This window comes from Streptomyces sp. DSM 110735, assembly GCF_016482685.1.
In the GTDB taxonomy this organism is placed as follows: Bacteria; Actinomycetota; Actinomycetes; order Streptomycetales; family Streptomycetaceae; genus Streptomyces.
Genome location: NZ_JACYHF010000002.1, coordinates 471533 through 487695, shown reverse-complemented (window position 1 = coordinate 487695; position 16163 = coordinate 471533). Strand labels below are relative to the sequence as shown.

15 protein-coding genes, 1 pseudogene and 1 riboswitch are annotated in these 16163 nt (G+C 72.9%); of the genes and pseudogenes, 4 read left to right on the top strand and 12 right to left on the bottom strand.

Features of this window, described 5'->3' with window-relative positions; genetic code table 11:
* Positions 1 to 71 precede the first annotated feature (71 nt).
* From IF655_RS04950 to bioB, 9 genes are all read right to left on the bottom strand, one after another.
* Positions 72 to 497, bottom strand: a complete 426-nt coding sequence (locus IF655_RS04950) for a GNAT family N-acetyltransferase (RefSeq protein ID WP_199582255.1) — start codon at positions 495 to 497, stop codon at positions 72 to 74.
* 85 nt (positions 498 to 582) lie between these two features.
* Positions 583 to 2289: a DEAD/DEAH box helicase gene (locus IF655_RS04945; RefSeq protein ID WP_199582254.1), complete on the bottom strand. Its 1707-nt coding sequence runs from the start codon at positions 2287 to 2289 to the stop codon at positions 583 to 585.
* A 195-nt stretch (positions 2290 to 2484) separates the two neighbouring features.
* A complete protein-coding gene (locus IF655_RS04940) occupies positions 2485 to 3366 on the bottom strand; it encodes a TIGR03621 family F420-dependent LLM class oxidoreductase (RefSeq protein ID WP_199582253.1) in 882 nt (293 codons plus the stop codon).
* Positions 3367 to 3448: 82 nt separating this feature from the next.
* The gene (locus IF655_RS04935) at positions 3449 to 6016 is read right to left on the bottom strand and encodes an ABC transporter permease (protein ID WP_199582252.1); all 2568 of its coding nucleotides are present in this window, start codon (positions 6014 to 6016) and stop codon (positions 3449 to 3451) included.
* Positions 6017 to 6022: 6 nt separating this feature from the next.
* Positions 6023 to 6835, bottom strand: coding sequence for an ABC transporter ATP-binding protein (locus IF655_RS04930; RefSeq protein ID WP_206775404.1), 813 nt, complete (start codon positions 6833 to 6835; stop codon positions 6023 to 6025).
* Positions 6836 to 7070: 235 nt separating this feature from the next.
* Complete coding sequence (locus IF655_RS04925; protein WP_199582251.1) at positions 7071 to 7760, bottom strand: class I SAM-dependent methyltransferase; 690 nt, start codon at positions 7758 to 7760, stop codon at positions 7071 to 7073.
* Positions 7761 to 7888: 128 nt separating this feature from the next.
* Entirely contained in the window at positions 7889 to 8608 is a 720-nt protein-coding gene (gene bioD, locus IF655_RS04920; protein WP_199582250.1) for a dethiobiotin synthase, read from the bottom strand.
* 1 nt (position 8609) lies between these two features.
* Entirely contained in the window at positions 8610 to 9890 is a 1281-nt protein-coding gene (locus IF655_RS04915) for an adenosylmethionine--8-amino-7-oxononanoate transaminase (protein WP_199582249.1), read from the bottom strand.
* Positions 9883 to 11151, bottom strand: a complete 1269-nt coding sequence (bioB, locus tag IF655_RS04910) for a biotin synthase BioB (protein ID WP_199582248.1) — start codon at positions 11149 to 11151, stop codon at positions 9883 to 9885. Before bioB ends, IF655_RS04915 begins: the two co-directional genes overlap by 8 nt.
* A gap of 147 nt (positions 11152 to 11298) precedes the next feature.
* On the opposite strand from bioB, the gene IF655_RS04905 reads away from it, so the two are divergent.
* Together IF655_RS04905 and IF655_RS04900 are read left to right on the top strand one after the other, a co-directional pair.
* Entirely contained in the window at positions 11299 to 12426 is a 1128-nt protein-coding gene (locus tag IF655_RS04905; protein ID WP_199582247.1) for an 8-amino-7-oxononanoate synthase, read from the top strand.
* A 183-nt stretch (positions 12427 to 12609) separates the two neighbouring features.
* On the top strand, positions 12610 to 13068 hold the full coding sequence (locus tag IF655_RS04900) for an ATP-binding protein (protein ID WP_199582246.1): 459 nt from the start codon (positions 12610 to 12612) through the stop codon (positions 13066 to 13068).
* A gap of 74 nt (positions 13069 to 13142) precedes the next feature.
* Here the strand turns inward: IF655_RS04900 and IF655_RS04895 are convergent, their stop codons facing one another.
* The 3 genes from IF655_RS04895 to IF655_RS04885 all read right to left on the bottom strand — a co-directional run bounded on the left by IF655_RS04895 (position 13143) and on the right by IF655_RS04885 (position 15209).
* The gene (locus IF655_RS04895) at positions 13143 to 13616 is read right to left on the bottom strand and encodes a C40 family peptidase (protein WP_199582245.1); all 474 of its coding nucleotides are present in this window, start codon (positions 13614 to 13616) and stop codon (positions 13143 to 13145) included.
* Positions 13617 to 13619: 3 nt separating this feature from the next.
* Positions 13620 to 13843: riboswitch (cyclic di-AMP (ydaO/yuaA leader) on the bottom strand.
* A 432-nt stretch (positions 13844 to 14275) separates the two neighbouring features.
* Complete coding sequence (locus IF655_RS04890) at positions 14276 to 14581, bottom strand: hypothetical protein (RefSeq protein ID WP_199582244.1); 306 nt, start codon at positions 14579 to 14581, stop codon at positions 14276 to 14278.
* Between the two features lie 7 nt (positions 14582 to 14588).
* A complete protein-coding gene (locus tag IF655_RS04885) occupies positions 14589 to 15209 on the bottom strand; it encodes an ATP-dependent Clp protease proteolytic subunit (protein ID WP_199582243.1) in 621 nt (206 codons plus the stop codon).
* A 140-nt stretch (positions 15210 to 15349) separates the two neighbouring features.
* Between IF655_RS04885 and IF655_RS04880 the strand changes: the two are divergent.
* Together IF655_RS04880 and IF655_RS04875 are read left to right on the top strand one after the other, a co-directional pair.
* Positions 15350 to 15831 (top strand): annotated as a pseudogene (locus IF655_RS04880) (HAD-IA family hydrolase).
* 46 nt (positions 15832 to 15877) lie between these two features.
* Positions 15878 to 16150, top strand: a complete 273-nt coding sequence (locus tag IF655_RS04875) for a type II toxin-antitoxin system Phd/YefM family antitoxin (RefSeq protein WP_199582242.1) — start codon at positions 15878 to 15880, stop codon at positions 16148 to 16150.
* Positions 16151 to 16163 lie beyond the last annotated feature (13 nt).

Here is a 16163-nt window from a genome sequence, read left to right as displayed (position 1 = left end):
CGTCGAGGACCGGATGGCACCTCAATAGTAAAGGAAACGCAAAGCGTCCGTACGGACGGACCGGTCCTGCCTCAGGACGTCAGCGGCTTCACCCAGCGGCGCCAGTGCTCCTCGGGCACGTACCCCGCCGCGCCCCAGGCATGGTGCGCCGTCTCGTTGCGCACCAGCACCATCGCGTCCGCCCGGCGCCCGCCGAGCGCGGCGAACCGCCGCTCCGCCGCCTCAAGCAGCGCGCTCGCGACGCCCTGACGGCGGTGATCCGGGTGCACGGCGAGCCGGTACGCCGAGCAGCGCCAGCCGTCGAAACCGGCGATGACCGTCCCGGCCAGCACCCCCGCGCGCTCCGCGAGCAGCAGCGCCTCGGGGTCCGTCGCGAGGAGCCGGGCCACCCCCTCCCGGTCGTCACTGATGCTCGTGCCCTCCGCCGCCTCCCGCCAGAACGCCAGGACGGCGTCGATGTCGGGGAAGGCGGCGGACCGGATCTGAAGATCGCTCATGTCCCCCGACCCAACCAGAACGCCGTCCGACCGGGCCAGGGAATTTCCCCACCGCTCCCCACCGCTCCTCTCGGCTCGGCTCAGTTCAGCGCTGCTGCTCCCGCTCCCGCCGCACCTGCGCCCGCCGCCCCTTGATCGAGGCACCGCGCAGCGCGTGGATCACGTCCTCCGCCGCCTCGTCGGGCACCTCCACCAGCGAGAAGCGGTCCGCGATCTCGATCGAGCCGATGTCCCGTCCGTTCAGCCGCGACTCCCCGGCGATGGCGCCCACCAGGTCCTGCGGCCGGATGCCCGCGCTGCGCCCGGCGCCCACGAACAACCGCGTCATGCCCGGCGAGGAACGCCGCGGCGCCCGGCGCCCGCGCTGACCCCGGTCCTGGTCCCGCCGGTCCCTGCCGCCGCGATCACGGTCCCGGTCCCGGTCGCGCGGCGTGATCTCGGGGATCTCCTCCTCGTCGAACGCGGCGCCGCCCGACTCGTGCGCCAGCTTCACCGCCGCCAGCGCCACGTCCATCACGTCGAACTCGTCCCCGAGGGTCTCCACCACCACCCGGAACCGCTCCAGGTCCTCGTCGTCGAGCAGACTCTCGTGCAGCGCCGCCCGTGTCAGCTCCAGGCGCCGGGCGCGCAGGTCCGCCACCGACGGCACCTTCTCCAGCGGGACCTTCCGCCCGGTCACCCGCTCGATCGTCTTGAGCATCCTGGACTCGCGCGGCTCCGCCAGCGTGATCGCCACGCCCTCGCGACCCGCGCGACCGACCCGCCCGATCCGGTGGACGTACGACTCGGGCGCCGACGGCACGTCGTAATTGATCACGTGGGTCAGATGCTCCACGTCGATGCCGCGCGCCGCGACGTCGGTCGCGACGAGCAGGTCCGCCGTACCGTTGCGCAGCCGCCCCATCACCCGGTCCCGCTGCTCCTGGCTAAGCCCGCCGTGCAGCGCCTCGGCGCGGTAGCCGCGCCCGTTCAGCGTCTCGGAGAGCTGGTCCACCTGGTCACGGGTGCGGCAGAACACGATCGCCGCCTCCGGCGACTCCACGTCGAGCAGCCGCCCCAGCGCGGCGGGCTTCTGGTTGCGCGCCACGACGTACGCCGACTCGCGCACCCGGGGTGCCTCGCCCGGCGCGGGCGCCTCCCGCTCGATGCGCACCCGGACCGGATCGCTGAGGTGCTTGCGCGCCATGGAGTCGATCCGCGCGGGCATCGTCGCCGAGAACAGCACCGTCTGCCGCTCCTCGGGCAGGTGATCCAGGATCGCGTCGATGTCCTCCGAGAAGCCCATGTCCAGCATCTCGTCGGCCTCGTCGAGGACGACCGTGCGCAGGTCGTCCAGCTTCAGCGTGCCCCGCGCGATGTGGTCGAGCGCCCGCCCCGGGGTCGCCACCACCACGTCCACGCCGCGCTGCAGTTCGCGCAGTTGCCGCCCGATGGGCTGGCCGCCGTACACCGGCAGGACGCGTACGCCCAGGTCGGTGCCGTAGCGGTGGACCGCCTCCGACACCTGGATGGCCAGCTCGCGGGTCGGCGTCAGCACCAGTGCGGAGGGCCCCCCGCCGCGCTTTCCGTCGCGCGCGAGGCGCTGGATCAGCGGCAGCGCGAACGCGGCGGTCTTGCCGGTGCCCGTCGCCGCCTGCCCCAGCAGGTCGTGCCCCTGGAGCAGGGGCGGGATCGCCTCCTGCTGGATCGGGGTGGGCTCCTCGTAGCCGAGCGCGGTCAGCGCCCCCACGATCTCGGGGGCCAGTTCGAGATCGGCGAAGCCGACCTGCCCGTCGCCGGTGTCTGTCGTCATGGCGCATCCCTCTTCCGGAAGGCGGTAGCGGGGGCGCCCGGCGGACCCGACGCGCACTGCGCCGGGCCGCCCGCAAGACGTACGGCCGCGTCCGGGCCGTACGGGCTCCACACCGCGCCCGGGCGCACCCCGTGCGGGTCACGCGGTACGGAAGCATGTATACCGTCTCGAAACTGAACGAAAACCCCGAATGGTCTAAACGTCCGCGGCGCGCAGCCGCTCCAGTACCGGCGCGAACACCTCCAGGTACGGCTCCAGCACGGTCAGATACGAGAACCCGTACCGCTCCCGCAGCGCGAGCGCCTTCGCCACGACCTCGTCCAGCGAGCCGACCAGGACGACGGGCAGCTCCAGCGCCTCCTCCAGGGTCAGCCCCGGCTGCCGCTCCAGCAGCGGGGCGAGCACCGTCGCCGGATCGTCGGTGACGGCGACGACCTGGATCAGCAGGTTCCGCTCCGCCGGTACGGCACGGTCCGCCGCCAGCTCCTCGTAGCGGGCCACCCGCTCGGCCACCTCCTTCGCCGGGAGCGCGCGCAGACGCCCGCCCACCATCCGTGCCCCGGTGAAGCCGATGACGTCCGCGTGCGCCACGCCCAGCGGCAGCGTGCGCTCGCCGTCGCCGCCGATCAGCAGCGGCACCCGCTCCCGCGCGGGCCGGAACCCCGCCTCGCCGGTGCCGAGCAGCCGCTCCAGCTCCTCCACCGTGCGGCGCAGATGATCCGCCCGCTCCTTAGGGGCACCGAACGGCAGCCCCGCCCGCTCGTGCTCGGCACGGACGTACCCGGCGCCCAGACCCAGCTCCAGACGCCCCTCGGTCAGCGCGTCCGTGGTGGCGACCTCGCGGGCCAGCAGGGTGGGGTTCCACAGCCCCGCGTTGAGCACCAGCGTGCCGAGCCGGGGCCGCTCGGTCACCGCCGCTGCCGCCACCAGCGCCGGGAACGGCGCGACCATGCCGAGATGATCGGGGACCAGGATCACGTCGTACCCCAGCTCCTCGGCCAGCCGGCATCTCGCCCGCCACTCGGCACCGGGCGACGGGGCGAGCAGGTTGACTCCGAACCGGAACGGGCGCGGCATGAACTCTCCTGTCCCTGAGGCGAGTTGAGCTGTCCCCGCGATTCCATCACGCCCGGCGCCCGGCCGGGGACGAACGCGGGGCTCACTCGTGGGCGATGGCCGCCAGCACGTTCATCCGCGAGGCGCGCAGCGCCGGGAGCAGGGCGGCGACCACGCCGACCACCGCCGCGCCGATCACCACGGCGACGATCGTGCCCCAGGGGACGGCCAGTTCCTTCAGCCCGCGCAGGGCCAGGACCTGCTGTCCGCAGACGCCCCAGACCAGACCGAGGGCGAGTCCGAGGACCGCGCCGAAGACCGCGATCACCACGGACTCCAGGCGGATCATCCGGCGCAACTGCCGCCTGCTGAGCCCGATCGCGCGCAGCAGACCGATCTCGCGGGTGCGCTCGACCACCGAGAGCGCGAGCGTGTTCACCACACCGAGCACCGCGATGACGATGGCGAGACCGAGCAGGGCGTACACCAGGTAGAGCAGGACGGAGATCTGGTCGTGGACCAGCTTCTTGTAGTCCGCCTGGTCGCGCACCTGGACCTGCGGGAACGGCTTGAGGGAGGAGTCCAGCGCGCCGCGCAGCTCACTCGCGTCGGTGCCGGGGGAGGCGTTGACGTAGAGGGAGGAGTCCTGACCGCCGGGCACGTACTTCTCCAGGGTGCCCAGGCCGAAGAAGACACCGCCCTGGGTGCCGAAGCCCTCACCCGTGTCCAGGTTGGTGAGCGCGCCCACCGTCAGCGCGGCCCGCCGTCCGCCCGGGAACTCCACCGGCAGCACGCTGCCGACCCTCACCCGGTGGTCCTTCGCGAACCCGGCGTCCATCGCCAGATGCCCGTCCGCCAGCGCCGCCGTCGTCCCGCCCTGGGTGTAGGCCAGATGGGCGACCTGGTCGAGGTGCGGTCCGTACCCGGCGGCCGCCGTCTCCACCCGCCTGCCGTCGGGCAGCCGCAGCGCGAGCGGGGTCAGCCGCTGCTGGACGACCAGTCCGACGCCCCGCGTGCCCTCGACCGCGCGGGTGACCTCCTTGGTGAACGGCGTGAAGTTCTGGCTCTGCACGACGTAGTCGGCGCCCAGCGTGCGCTCGATCTGCCGGTCGAACGACGCCGACATCGACGCGCTCGCCACCGACATCCCGCCCACCAGCGCGAGCCCCACCATCAGCGCCGCCGCCGTGGCGCCCGTACGGCGCGGATTGCGCAGCGCGTTGCGCTGGCTCATCCGGCCCACCGAGCCGAACAGCGCCGGGAACGCCGCGCCCAGCACCCGGATCACCGGGCGCACCAGGAGCGGTCCCGCGACCACCGTCGCGATCAGCGTCAGCACCACACCGAGCCCGAGCAGCGAAGCCGCCGTAGCGGTTTTGTCCGACGCCACGCACCCGGCCAGCGCGGCGGCACCGGCCACGCCGACGACCCCGCCCGCCACGGCACGCGCGGTCAGCGGCTTGTCGACGCCCGCGATCTCGGCGTCCGAGAGCGCGGCCATCGGGGAGACGGTCGCCGCGCGCCGCGCGGGCAGATACGCGGCGACGAAGGTGACGCCCACTCCGACCACGTACGCCGCGACCGGGGTGCCCCAGCCGATCACCATCTCGGTCGCCTTCAGGTTCATCCCGAACGCGCCCATCAGCCGGATCAGCCCGAAGGCGAGCCCGATCCCCGCCGCGAGACCCAGCGTCGAGCCCACCACCCCGAGCAGCAGCGCCTCCAGGAGCACCGAGCGGCGCACCTGCCGCCGGTCGGCGCCCAGCGCCCGCAGCAGCCCCAGCTCGCGGGTGCGCTGCGCGATCAGCATCGAGAAGGTGTTGACGATGAGGAAGATGCCCACCAGGACGGCGATCCCGGCGAATCCCAGCATCACGTACTTGATCACGTCGAGGAAGCCGCCGAGGTTCGCCGCCGCCGACTTCGCCTGCTCACCGGCGGTCTTCAGGTCGTAGTGCCCGGGTCCGACCGCCGTCGCCACCCGGCTCTTGAGCACCTTGTCGTCGACGCCCGGCGCCGCGTCCACCGAGATGGCGGTGGCGCGGGTGTCCGAGCCCAGCAGCTCGCGCGCCGCCACCGCCGGGTCCAGGAAGACCAGAGCCGCGCCGGGGTTGGTCGTGGTGAACGTGGCGATGCCGACGACCCGGACCTTGAAGCTCCCCGGCTGCGCCTGCACGGTGAGCGTGTCCCCGACCCGTACGTGCTTCTTGCTCGCGGTGTCCGCGTCCAGCAGCGCCTCGCCCGCACCGCGCGGGGCGTGACCGGAGGTCAGCTCGACCGGGCTGCGGTCGGTGAGATACCAGGCCATGGCGATGGTGGGGGCGCCGGTCGTCGGACCCACGGACTTGTTCCGGCTGTCGACCACCACGACGTTCTGCACGGACACGTCCGCGTGCGCCGACGCCACCCCGGGCACCTTGGCGACCTTGTCCCGCAGCGCGGCCGGAACCGTCTGCACGGCGCCGCCCGGCACCGGGGAGCGCAGGTCCTCCTTCGGGCCCACCGTCACATCGGCCGCCGTCGAGGCGAAGAGCCGGTCGAAGGTCCGGCTCACCGTGTCGGAGAAGATCAGGCTGCCCGCGACGAACGCCACGGACAGCAGCACGGCCAGCGCGGACAGCGCGAGGCGTCCCTTGTGCGCCAGGAAGCTTCTCAGCGTCGCCTTGAGCACCGGAGATCAGTCCTCCTGCGCCACGGCGTCGTCGCCGATCCGCCCGCGCACCACGTCGAACGCCTTCATCCGCTCCAGCACGGCGTCCGCCGTCGGCCGCTCCATCCGGTCCACGATCCTGCCGTCGCCCAGGAAGAGCACCAGGTCGGAGTGGGCGGCGGCGCCCGGGTCGTGGGTGACCATGACGACGGTCTGCCCCAGCTCGTCCACCGCCCTGCGCAGGAAGCCCAGCACCTCCAGACCGGCGCGTGAGTCCAGGTTTCCGGTCGGCTCGTCGGCGAAGATCAGCTCCGGGCGGGACGCCAGCGCCCGCGCACAGGCCACCCGCTGCTGCTGACCGCCCGAGAGCTGCGAGGGCCGGTGCCTGAGCCTGCCGCGCAGCCCGAGGGTGTCGATCACCTGGTCCAGCCACCGCTCGTCGGGCCGGCGACCCGCGATGTCCATCGGCAGCGTGATGTTCTCTGCCGCGTTCAGCGTCGGGATCAGATTGAACGACTGGAACATGAACCCGATCCGGTCGCGGCGCAGCCGGGTCAGCTCCTTGTCCTTCAGCCCCGTGATCTCGGTGTCCCCGAGCCACACCTGACCGGCCGATACGGTGTCGAGCCCCGCCAGGCAGTGCATCAGCGTGGACTTGCCCGAACCGGAGGGACCCATCACGGCGGTGAACCGACCGCGCGCGATGTCCACGTCGACCGAGTCCAGGGCGATCACGGCGGTCTCGCCCGAGCCGTACGCCTTGGTCAGCCCGCGCGCCCGCGCCGCGGTGCCCCGCCCCGGCTCGGACCCCGGCACGCTCTCCTCGGCAGATGTGAACAAGACCGCCTCCAGGTCACCTAGACGTCCCACTCCTTGCCCCAGCCGAGCCTAGTGTGACCCGCCCCACATCCGCTCCGCTTCACGGCACTGGTGGGAGGCGGGATCAGGGGCGGGGAGCGCCGGGCGCGCGGGGCGGGGTGGTCTCGCCGTGCCGGTCACGGCACTAACCCTTCCGGGTGGGCCACCGATCCCTGCGTCCACGTCACGGGCGCTGGGCTACGTCACGGGCGCCGGGCTACGTCACGGGTCCCGGGCGCCGAGCCGTCCCCAGCACGCCGTACGACCACGGCAGCCTCGGACCCCGGTCCGGGAGGCGCACGGGGTGGTAAGGACCGACGGTGAAACCCGCCTCGCGCAGCGCGGTCAGCGGGGTCCGCGACAGATGGCAGCCCCCGGCCAGACGGGGCCACACCGTGCGGTCCAGGACGCGCTGGGTCGCCCGCATCACCTGCCCGCCGCCCCGGCCGTGCTCCAGGAAGCGGACCTCGCCGCCGGGCTTGAGCACCCGCCGCACCTCCGCCAGCGCCCGCCGCACGTCCTGGACGCTGCACAGCACCAGGCACAGCACAGCCGCGTCGAACGACTCGCTCTTGACCGGCAGCGCCTCCGCCGTCCCCGGTACGACGTCCACCGGCACGTCCGCCCGCAGCGCCGCCTGCAGGGCCAACCGCCGGAGCAGCGGCTCCGGTTCGATCGCCACGACCTCCGAGACCGCCGCCGGATACCGGGCGAAGTTCAGCCCGTTGCCCGCGCCGATCTCGATCACCCGCCCGGAAAGCCCCGCGAGCAGCCGCTCCCGCAGCTCCCCCAGACCCAGCCGCGTGTCCGCGTTCGCGCTGAGGCGTGCCCAGCAGCGGGCGAACAGCGGATGGTGGACGCCGTCGGGACCCGCCGCCCGGCCGGAGCGGGTCGAGGACAGTCGCATGGCAGCCTCCCGGGGAACGGTCCCGCCTTTACGGCGATTCTTCCCGAGGACGCGCGGAATGTCCCCTCCTCGCGGACACCCGACCGGATACGACCCCGGCACACGCCCGATCGCGCGGCACCGACCCGCTAGAACGCCGCCTGCCGTTCCCGGAAGGCTCCCGCGTCCCACTCCCCGCTCAACCGCGCCGACAGCCAACTCGGCGCCTGCGCACGGAAGTCGGCGGGCGACAGCGCCCCCGCCCCGGCCGGGATCGCCCCGAGCAGCGGAGCCCCGGCCACCTCCGGCAGATCGGCCACATTGCAACACGCGGCCAGATCGGGCTCCTTGGGCCAGGAACCGATCACCACGCCGATCAACTCCAACTGGCGCAGACGCAGTTCGCGCGCCGTCAGCTCCGTGGAGTTCAGCGTGCCAAGCCCCGCCGGAGCCACCACGAGCACCGGCGCGCCCAGCAGCACCGCCGCGTCCGCCAGCGTGCCGCCCGCCGGATCGAACCGCACGAGCAGCCCGCCCGCGCCCTCCACCAGCACCAGATCGTGCTCGGTGGCCAGCTTCGCCGCCGCCTCGGCGACCTCCTGCGGACGCACCGGAGCCATACCGGCCCGCCGTGCCGCCGTACCCGGCGCCAACGGCTCCGGATAGCGGGCGAGTTCGGACGCGGCGACCGGACCCGCGAGCCGGACCACCTCGTCCGCGTCCCCGCGCTCGTCGGGGCGCACCCCCGTCTGCGCCGCCTTCAGCACGGCCACCGAACGTCCCGCGGCGAGCGCCGCCGCGGCGACGGCGGCGGTCGTGACCGTCTTGCCGACCTCCGTGCCCGTGCCCGTGATCATCAGTACCGGCATGTCATCCCTCCCGCGCGGCGGCGCACACCGCGCGCGCGATCCGTGCCACGTCCGCGTCGTCCGTGACGTACGGCGGCATCGTGTAGACCAGATCGCGGAACGGGCGCAGCCACACGCCCTCCCGCACGGCGGCCCGTCCGGCCGCCGCCATGTCCACCTCGTGATCGAGCTGGACCACCCCGATGGCGCCGAGGACGCGCACGTCCCGCACGCCGGGCAGCTCCGCCGCCTCCGCCAGACCCTCGCGCAGACCGCTCTCGATCCGCTTCACCTCCGTCCGCCAGTCCTGCCCGAGCAGCAACTCGACGGAGGCACACGCCACGTTGGCGGCGAGCGGATTGCCCATGAAGGTCGGACCGTGCGCGAGCACCGGCACCTCACCCCGCGAGATGCCGTCCGCCACCCGCGCGGTGCACAGCGTCGCCGCCATCGTCAGATAGCCGCCGGTCAGCGCCTTGCCCACGCACATCACATCCGGGGTCACCCCGGCGTGCTCCGCCGCGAACAGCGCGCCCGTGCGCCCGAACCCGGTGGCGATCTCGTCGAACACCAGCAGCACGCCGTGCGCGTCGCACGCCTCGCGCAGCACCCGCAGATACGTGGGGGAGTGGAACCGCATCCCGCCCGCGCCCTGCACCACCGGCTCCACGATCACGGCGGCCAGTTCGTCCGCGTGCCGCTCGATCAGCGTGCGCAGATGACCGGCGTACGACTCCTCGTACGCGGCGGGCGGCGCGTCCGCGAACACCTGGCGCGGCAGGGCGCCGGACCACAGCCCGTGCATCCCGCCCTCCGGGTCGCACACCGACATCGGGTGCCAGGTGTCGCCGTGGTAGCCGCCGCGCCAGGTCAGCAGCCGCCGCTTGGCAGGACGACCCAGCGAGCGCCAGTACTGCAGGCACATCTTGACGGCGACCTCGACGGACACCGAGCCGGAGTCCGCGAGGAAGACGTGCTCAAGCCCCTCCGGCGACATGTCGACAAGGAGCTTCGCCAGCCGGACGGCGGGCTCGTGCGTGAGCCCGCCGAACATCACATGGCTCATCCGGTCCAGTTGCGCGCGCGCCGCCTCGTCGAGCACCGGGTGCCGGTAGCCGTGGATCGCGGACCACCAGGACGACATGCCGTCGATCAACTCGCCGCCGCCGTCCGCCAGTCGCAGCCGCACCCCGCTCGCCGACTCCACGACGAGCGGTTCGGCGCGCCCGGGCATCGGGCCGTACGGATGCCACACGTGCCGCCGGTCGAGGTCCAGCAGCTCTGCCGTGCCGAGGTCAGGCATTGGGCGCGAGGTCGGTTCCGGCGCCACGGCGGCGTACGGCGACGAGGTCGGTACGGGGGGTGCCTCCGGCGGGCTTGGCACCGGCCGGGGTTTCCGCCTCGTCCGGGGCGGTCGCCTGCGCCGGGGTCTTCGCCTGTGCCGGAGTCGTCGCCCGCGCCGGAGTCGTCGCCGGTGCGGAGTCCGCCGTGCCGCACACACCGTGCGAACCGCAGTCGCCCTCCCCGGCGGCGCCCGAACCGCAGCCGCCCCCGCCCGCCGCCCGGTGCTCCGGCAGCGTCACCTCGTCCGCGCCCTCCACCTCGAACCCGGCGTCCGCGATCATCTCCAGGTCGGCCTTGCCCGCCTGACCCTCGCTGGTCAGGTAGTCGCCGAGGAAGATCGAGTTGGCGAGGTGCAGCGCGAGCGGCTGGAGCGTGCGCAGATGGACCTCGCGACCGCCCGCGATGCGCACCTCCACGTCCGGGCAGACGAAGCGGACCATCGCCAGGATCCGCAGACAGCGCTGTGGGGTGAGGTTCCACTCCTTGGCCAGCGGAGTGCCCTCGAACGGGATCAGGAAGTTCACCGGAACGGAGTCCGGGTCCAGCTCGCGCAGCGCGAACACCACGTCCACCAGATCCGCGTCGCTCTCGCCCATGCCCGCGATCAGCCCCGAGCAGGCGGAGAGCCCCGCCGCGTGCGCCTTGTGCACCGTGTCCACCCGATCGGCGTACGTGTGGGTGGTGGTGATGTCGCCGTAGGTCGCCTCGGAGGTGTTGAGGTTGTGGTTGTAGGCGTCGGCGCCCGCCGCGCGCAGCCGCTCCGCCTGCCCGTCGGAGAGCAGACCCAGACAGGCGCACACCTCCACGCCCTCGTTCTGGTCCTTGATCGCCTTGATGGTCTCCGAGACCCGGTCCACGTCCCGGTCCGTCGGTCCGCGCCCCGACGCCACCAGGCACACCCGCTTCGCGCCCCCGGCGAGCCCCGCGGCGGCCGCCTCGGACGCCTGGTCCGGCTTCAGCCAGGAGTACTTGAGGATGCCCGCCGTCGAGCCGAGCCGCTGCGAGCAGTAGGAACAGTCCTCCGGGCACAGACCGGACTTGAGGTTGACCAGATAGTTGAGTTTCACCCGCCGCCCGAACCAGTGCCGCCGCACCTTCCCGGCCGCCGCCACCACGTCGAGCAGTTCGTCGTCGGAGGTGGCCAGCACGGCGAGCGCCTCGGCGCGTGTCGGCGTCTCGCGCCGAAGTCCCTTGTCCACCAGCGTGTTCAGGAGGTCCATGGGGCCCGATCCTGTCCTACGGCACCGCCCCTGGCCAAGGAGACTTCACACAACAGACGCCGTTCGGAGTGTGGGTATTGCCACATCATGGGCGGACGCCCGGACCGCTAGTGTCTGTCCGCTACCTACAAAAGCACCGGAGGACCCATGGCGTTCGGCTGGATCGACGAGGAGGCCGGGGCCCGCCGCCGCGCCGGACTGGTACGCACCCTGCGCCCCCGCCCCTCCGACTCCCCGCTGCTCGACCTCGCGAGCAACGACTACCTGGGACTCGCCCGCCACCCCGAGACCACCGAGGGCGCCGTCCACGCCGCCCGCGCCTGGGGCGGCGGCTCCACCGGCTCCCGCCTGGTCACCGGCACCACCGAGCTGCACACCGAGCTGGAGCGCGAACTCGCCGCCTTCTGCGGCTTCGAAGCCGCCCTGGTCTTCTCCTCCGGGTACGCCGCGAACCTCGCCGCCGTCACCGCGCTCGCCCCGCACGGCTCGCTGATCGTCTCCGACGCGGGCAACCACGCCTCGCTCATCGACGGCTGCCGACTCGCCCGGGGCACCACCCAGGTCGTCTCCCACGCCGACCCGGAGGCGGTGGACAAGGCGCTCGGCACCCATCGGGGCGCCGCCGTCGCCGTCTCCGACACGGTGTTCTCCGTGGACGGCGACGCCGCCCCGCTCGGCGCCCTCGCCGCCGCGTGCCGGGCGCACGGCGCGGGTCTGGTGGTGGACGACGCCCACGGGCTCGGCGTCCTGGGCGACGGCGGCCGGGGCGCGCCGCACGCCGCCGGGCTCGCGGGCGCCGGTGACGTGGTGGCCACGGCCACCCTGTCCAAGTCGCTCGGCAGCCAGGGCGGCGTGGTGCTCGGTCCCGAGCGGGTCATCGCCCACCTCGTGAACACAGCCCGTACGTTCATCTTCGACACCGGTCTCGCCCCCGCCTCCGTCGGCGCCGCCCTCGCCGCGCTGCGGCTGCTGCGCCGCGAACCCGAGCGGGCGGCGCGGGCCCGCGCGGTCGCCGCCGAGCTGCACACGCGCCTGACCGCCGAGGGGCTGGACGCCGTACGCCCCGACGCCGCCGTGGTCTCCGTACGCGCCCCTTCCGCGTCCGACGCGGTCGAGTGGGCGGCGCGCTGCCGTGCCGCCGGTCTCGCCGTGGGGTGCTTCCGGCCGCCGTCGGTGCCGGACGGGATCTCCCGGCTGCGGCTGACGGCGCGGGCGGACCTGACGGGGGAGGAGATCGCGCGCGCGGTCCGGGTGATCGGCGAGACCCGCCCGTAGGTCGCGCGCGGGCGGGAGTGAGCCGGGCGTGCGCCGGAGCGCGTCGCGCGCCTCAAATCCGTTCTCGCGTCGCAGAGTTCACCGCATCGGGCGATAGATATGTGCATATATCGGGGGTTGGTGCCCCGGGTGGGTCCGGTGGTGGCAGGCTGACCGCCCAGCGTGGAAAGGGACGACGTCGCCATGGCAGACCATCTGGAAGCATCCGTCACTCTTCCGAGTGAGCCCGCCTCGGTCGCCACGGCCCGTACCTACGTCCTCGGCGTGCTGGCGGAGTGGGGTCTGCCCTCGGACACCGAGGACGCCGACACCGTACGGCTCATCGTCTCGGAGCTGGCGACCAACGCCGTGCAGCACACCTTCGGCCAGTCGCCCACGTTCACCGTCGACCTCGTCCTGGTGCGGGACGAGTGGCTGCGCGTCGGCGTGACGGACAGCCACCCGCGCTTCCCCAGACGCCTGCCCGCGGCGGTGCAGCAGGACAACGGGCGCGGGATGGTCATCATCCGGTGCCTGACCGCCGAGTGCGGCGGCAGGCTCCGGGTGCGCTCCACCCGTGAGGGCGGCAAGACGGTCGCGGTCGAGCTGCCCTGGATGGCACCGGCGGGGCCGCTGACGGCGGCGGCGCGTCAGGAGCCTTAGCCGGGCCGGAGTGGTGGCCGGTGCCGGAGTGGTGGCCGCGGTCCCGCAGGACCGCGACCGCGCTCGGCGCCGGGTCAGTTCACCCGGCCGTACCAGACGCTCTTGGTCCAGATCTTCTGCAGGCGCACCACGTCCCCGGTCTTCGGGGCGTGCCAGATCTTGCCCTTACCGGCGTAGATCCCGACGTGGTAGACGCTGGACCCCGAGTGGAAGAACACCAGGTCGCCGGCCTTGCGGTGGCCGGACGAAATGTGGTGCGTCTTGTTGTACTGCTGGGCGGCGGTGCGGGGGAGCTTCTTGCCCGCCTTCTTGAACGAGTAGAGCGTCAGCCCTGAGCAGTCGAACCGGCGCGGCCCGGTGGCGCCGTAGCTGTACGGGGCGCCCTTCTTGGACGCCGCGATCTGAAGCGCCTTCGTCGCGGTGGTCGCGGCGGAAGCCTCGGTGGCCAGCCCCGGTACCGCGATCGAGCCGCCGACGGCGGCCAGGGTGAGGGCCGAGGCGGTGCCGGCCCGTGCCATCAGCGACGGGACACGATTGAGCGCAGTCATGCGCAACCCTTCGTCAGCCGCCTGTGAAGGATGACCTGTCGGATTCGGGCTGGCGAAGTTGCCCGGCCGTGTCGCCACGGCTTCACCCCAAGGGCCACTCGGCACGACCGCCCGCTGCTCGCGAACGTCCGTCCCGGCGACCCGTCTTGCTCGGGTCCTCCACTCCTGCCGATGCACTCCTGTCGACCGGTCATCCGGGCGGCGGCAGGACTCGGCGTCCGCCCGGACCGCCCCGCCGCTGTGGCGGGGGCTTGTCGTCAGACAGGGATCTTCACGTACTACCGACCGAAAATCCCAATGGAATCGGCGGTTTGTGGTGTTACTCACCACTCACCCGTTCGGGTGGACAGTCCCGTTTCCGAACGTCCGTCAGTCCCCGGGCGTAGCCCCGGACCTGGGGCGCGAGGGCCCTTCGCGGCGCCGTCGTCCCCGTGCTGCGCAAGTCGGAGGCGGCGGAAACCCGCGTGGAGATACCACGGTCGGCGGTACCACGTTCGGCCCGTTTCGGCTCCCCGAGTGGCGGTGTCCTCGACACGCGGGGGGCGGTGGGGGTGCCGGGTGTCCGGGTCCGGGGGCATGGTCGGGCGGGAGCGTGGCGGGGGCGGAGCCGGAGGGTGTGCGGAGGCGGTGGAAGGTGGGCGGTATTCCGGCGCGTCGGGTCACTTCCCGTCGTCCGGCGGGAGCACGACCCGCGCGGTGCGGCGTTCGCCGTCCAGCAGGCGCAGCGCGCGTGTCAGCGTGCTCCCGTGCAGCTCCGTCTCGCCCCGCTGGTGCATCAGCGTGAGCGCGTCCCTCAGCTCTGTCGCCTTGCGCACGAGCGCCTGTGCGGCGCGCAGACCGCTGTACGTGTCGTCCTGCCGGGCGGGGTTGATCCGGCCGAGCAGCTCGGCCGCCTCCAGGTAACGGTCGATCAGCTCGCCCTCGGCGCGGGTGAGCGCGGGCAGCGGCGGAAGGTCCGGCAGCACGGCGCGCTCACCGGGCGCCGGAGGAACGGCTCTGGACGACCTCGTCCGCGAGCCCGTACGCGACGGCGTCCCGCGCGTCCAGCACCAGCTCCCGCTCCAGATCGGCGTGCACACGCTCGGCGTCCCGCCCGGTGTGCCGCACGAGCATCTTCTCCATCAGCGCCCGCGTCCTGTCGAGTTCCCCGGCCTGGATGAGCAGATCGCTCGGCTGCCCGTGAACGGGCTCGGTCAACGTGGGCTGCTCCAGCACGACCCGCGCCCCGGGCAGCACGCACCGCTTCCCCGGCGTCCCCGCCGCGAGCAGCACCGCCGACGCGGAGGCGACCTGGCCGAGGCAGTAGGTCGCCACGTCGCACGAGATGTACCGCATCGTGTCGTACACCGCGGTCATCGCGTGGAACGAGCCGCCCGGGCTGTTCAGATACAGCGTGATGTCCCGCTCCGGCGCGGTGTGCTCCAACTGCATGAGCTGCCCGATCACATCGGCCGCCGCCGTGTCGTCCAACGGCGTCCCCAGAAACACGATCCGCCCCTCGAACAACCTGGAGTACGGATCGAGCGTGCGCGGCCCGGTACTGCCCCGCTCGGTGAACTCGGGCAGGACATAACGCGCGAACGAACGGGACATGGGCGTACCCCTCCTGACGAACGGGCCGGTGACGGACCCTCGCTTCTGTCAAAAATGTACAGGACGTACGCTGCCTGTGCTTGACGGGGCGTCATCCGGCGACGGCGTCGTCGCTGACACCGATCGAGGGGGGTGCGGTCGTGGCGCACGGAAACGTGGCGGAGGGGCGCGAGCAGCGCGGCTTGATTCTCGACTTCGCCGGGGTGCTGACGGCCAGTCCTGACGCTGCCCATCACGCCTGGTGCGTGTCCGAGGGGCTGGCGGTGGGCGCGTCTCGCTCGCGCGCGCCGCGCGGGCGGCCGGTCACCGGCTCGCCCTGCTGTCCAACAGCTTCGGTCTCGACCCGTTCAACCCGTACGAGCACACGGGCGTCTGGGACTTGTTCGACGTGCACGTGGTGTCGGAACTGGTCGGCATGGCCAAGCCCGATCCCGCGATCTACCGGCTGACCCTGGAGCGGGTGGGGCTGCCCGCCGAGCGATGCGTCTTCGCGGACGACCGTGCCGTGAACCTTCCTCCTGCCGCCCGGTTGGGAATCACCACCGTCCATGTCACGGACGAGGACACGGCCGTGGGCCACCTGGAGGCGCTCCTGGGTGTCAAGGCGGACCCCGTCGACTGATCGCCATCCGATCGCCCCATTTCGGGCGGCGCCTAGACTTGCCCCCATGGCCTATGAGATTCCGGTGACGCAAGCCAGGGCTGAGCTGGCGGATCTGATCAACCGGGTGGTGTACGGCGGGGAGCGGGTGGTGGTGACCCGGCACGGGAAGCCGCTCGTCGCATTGGTGTCCGCCGCCGATCTGGAGCGGCTGGAGGCGTTGGACGCGGCGGAGCAGGAGCGGGTCGTCAGTTCGGTGTCGCGGGTGGGCGAGAGCGGGGCGGGGGTGCGGCAGCGGTTCGGGATCGCGGCGGAGCACCGGGGGTCGGGGGCTTCGTAGGGGTAGGGGACAG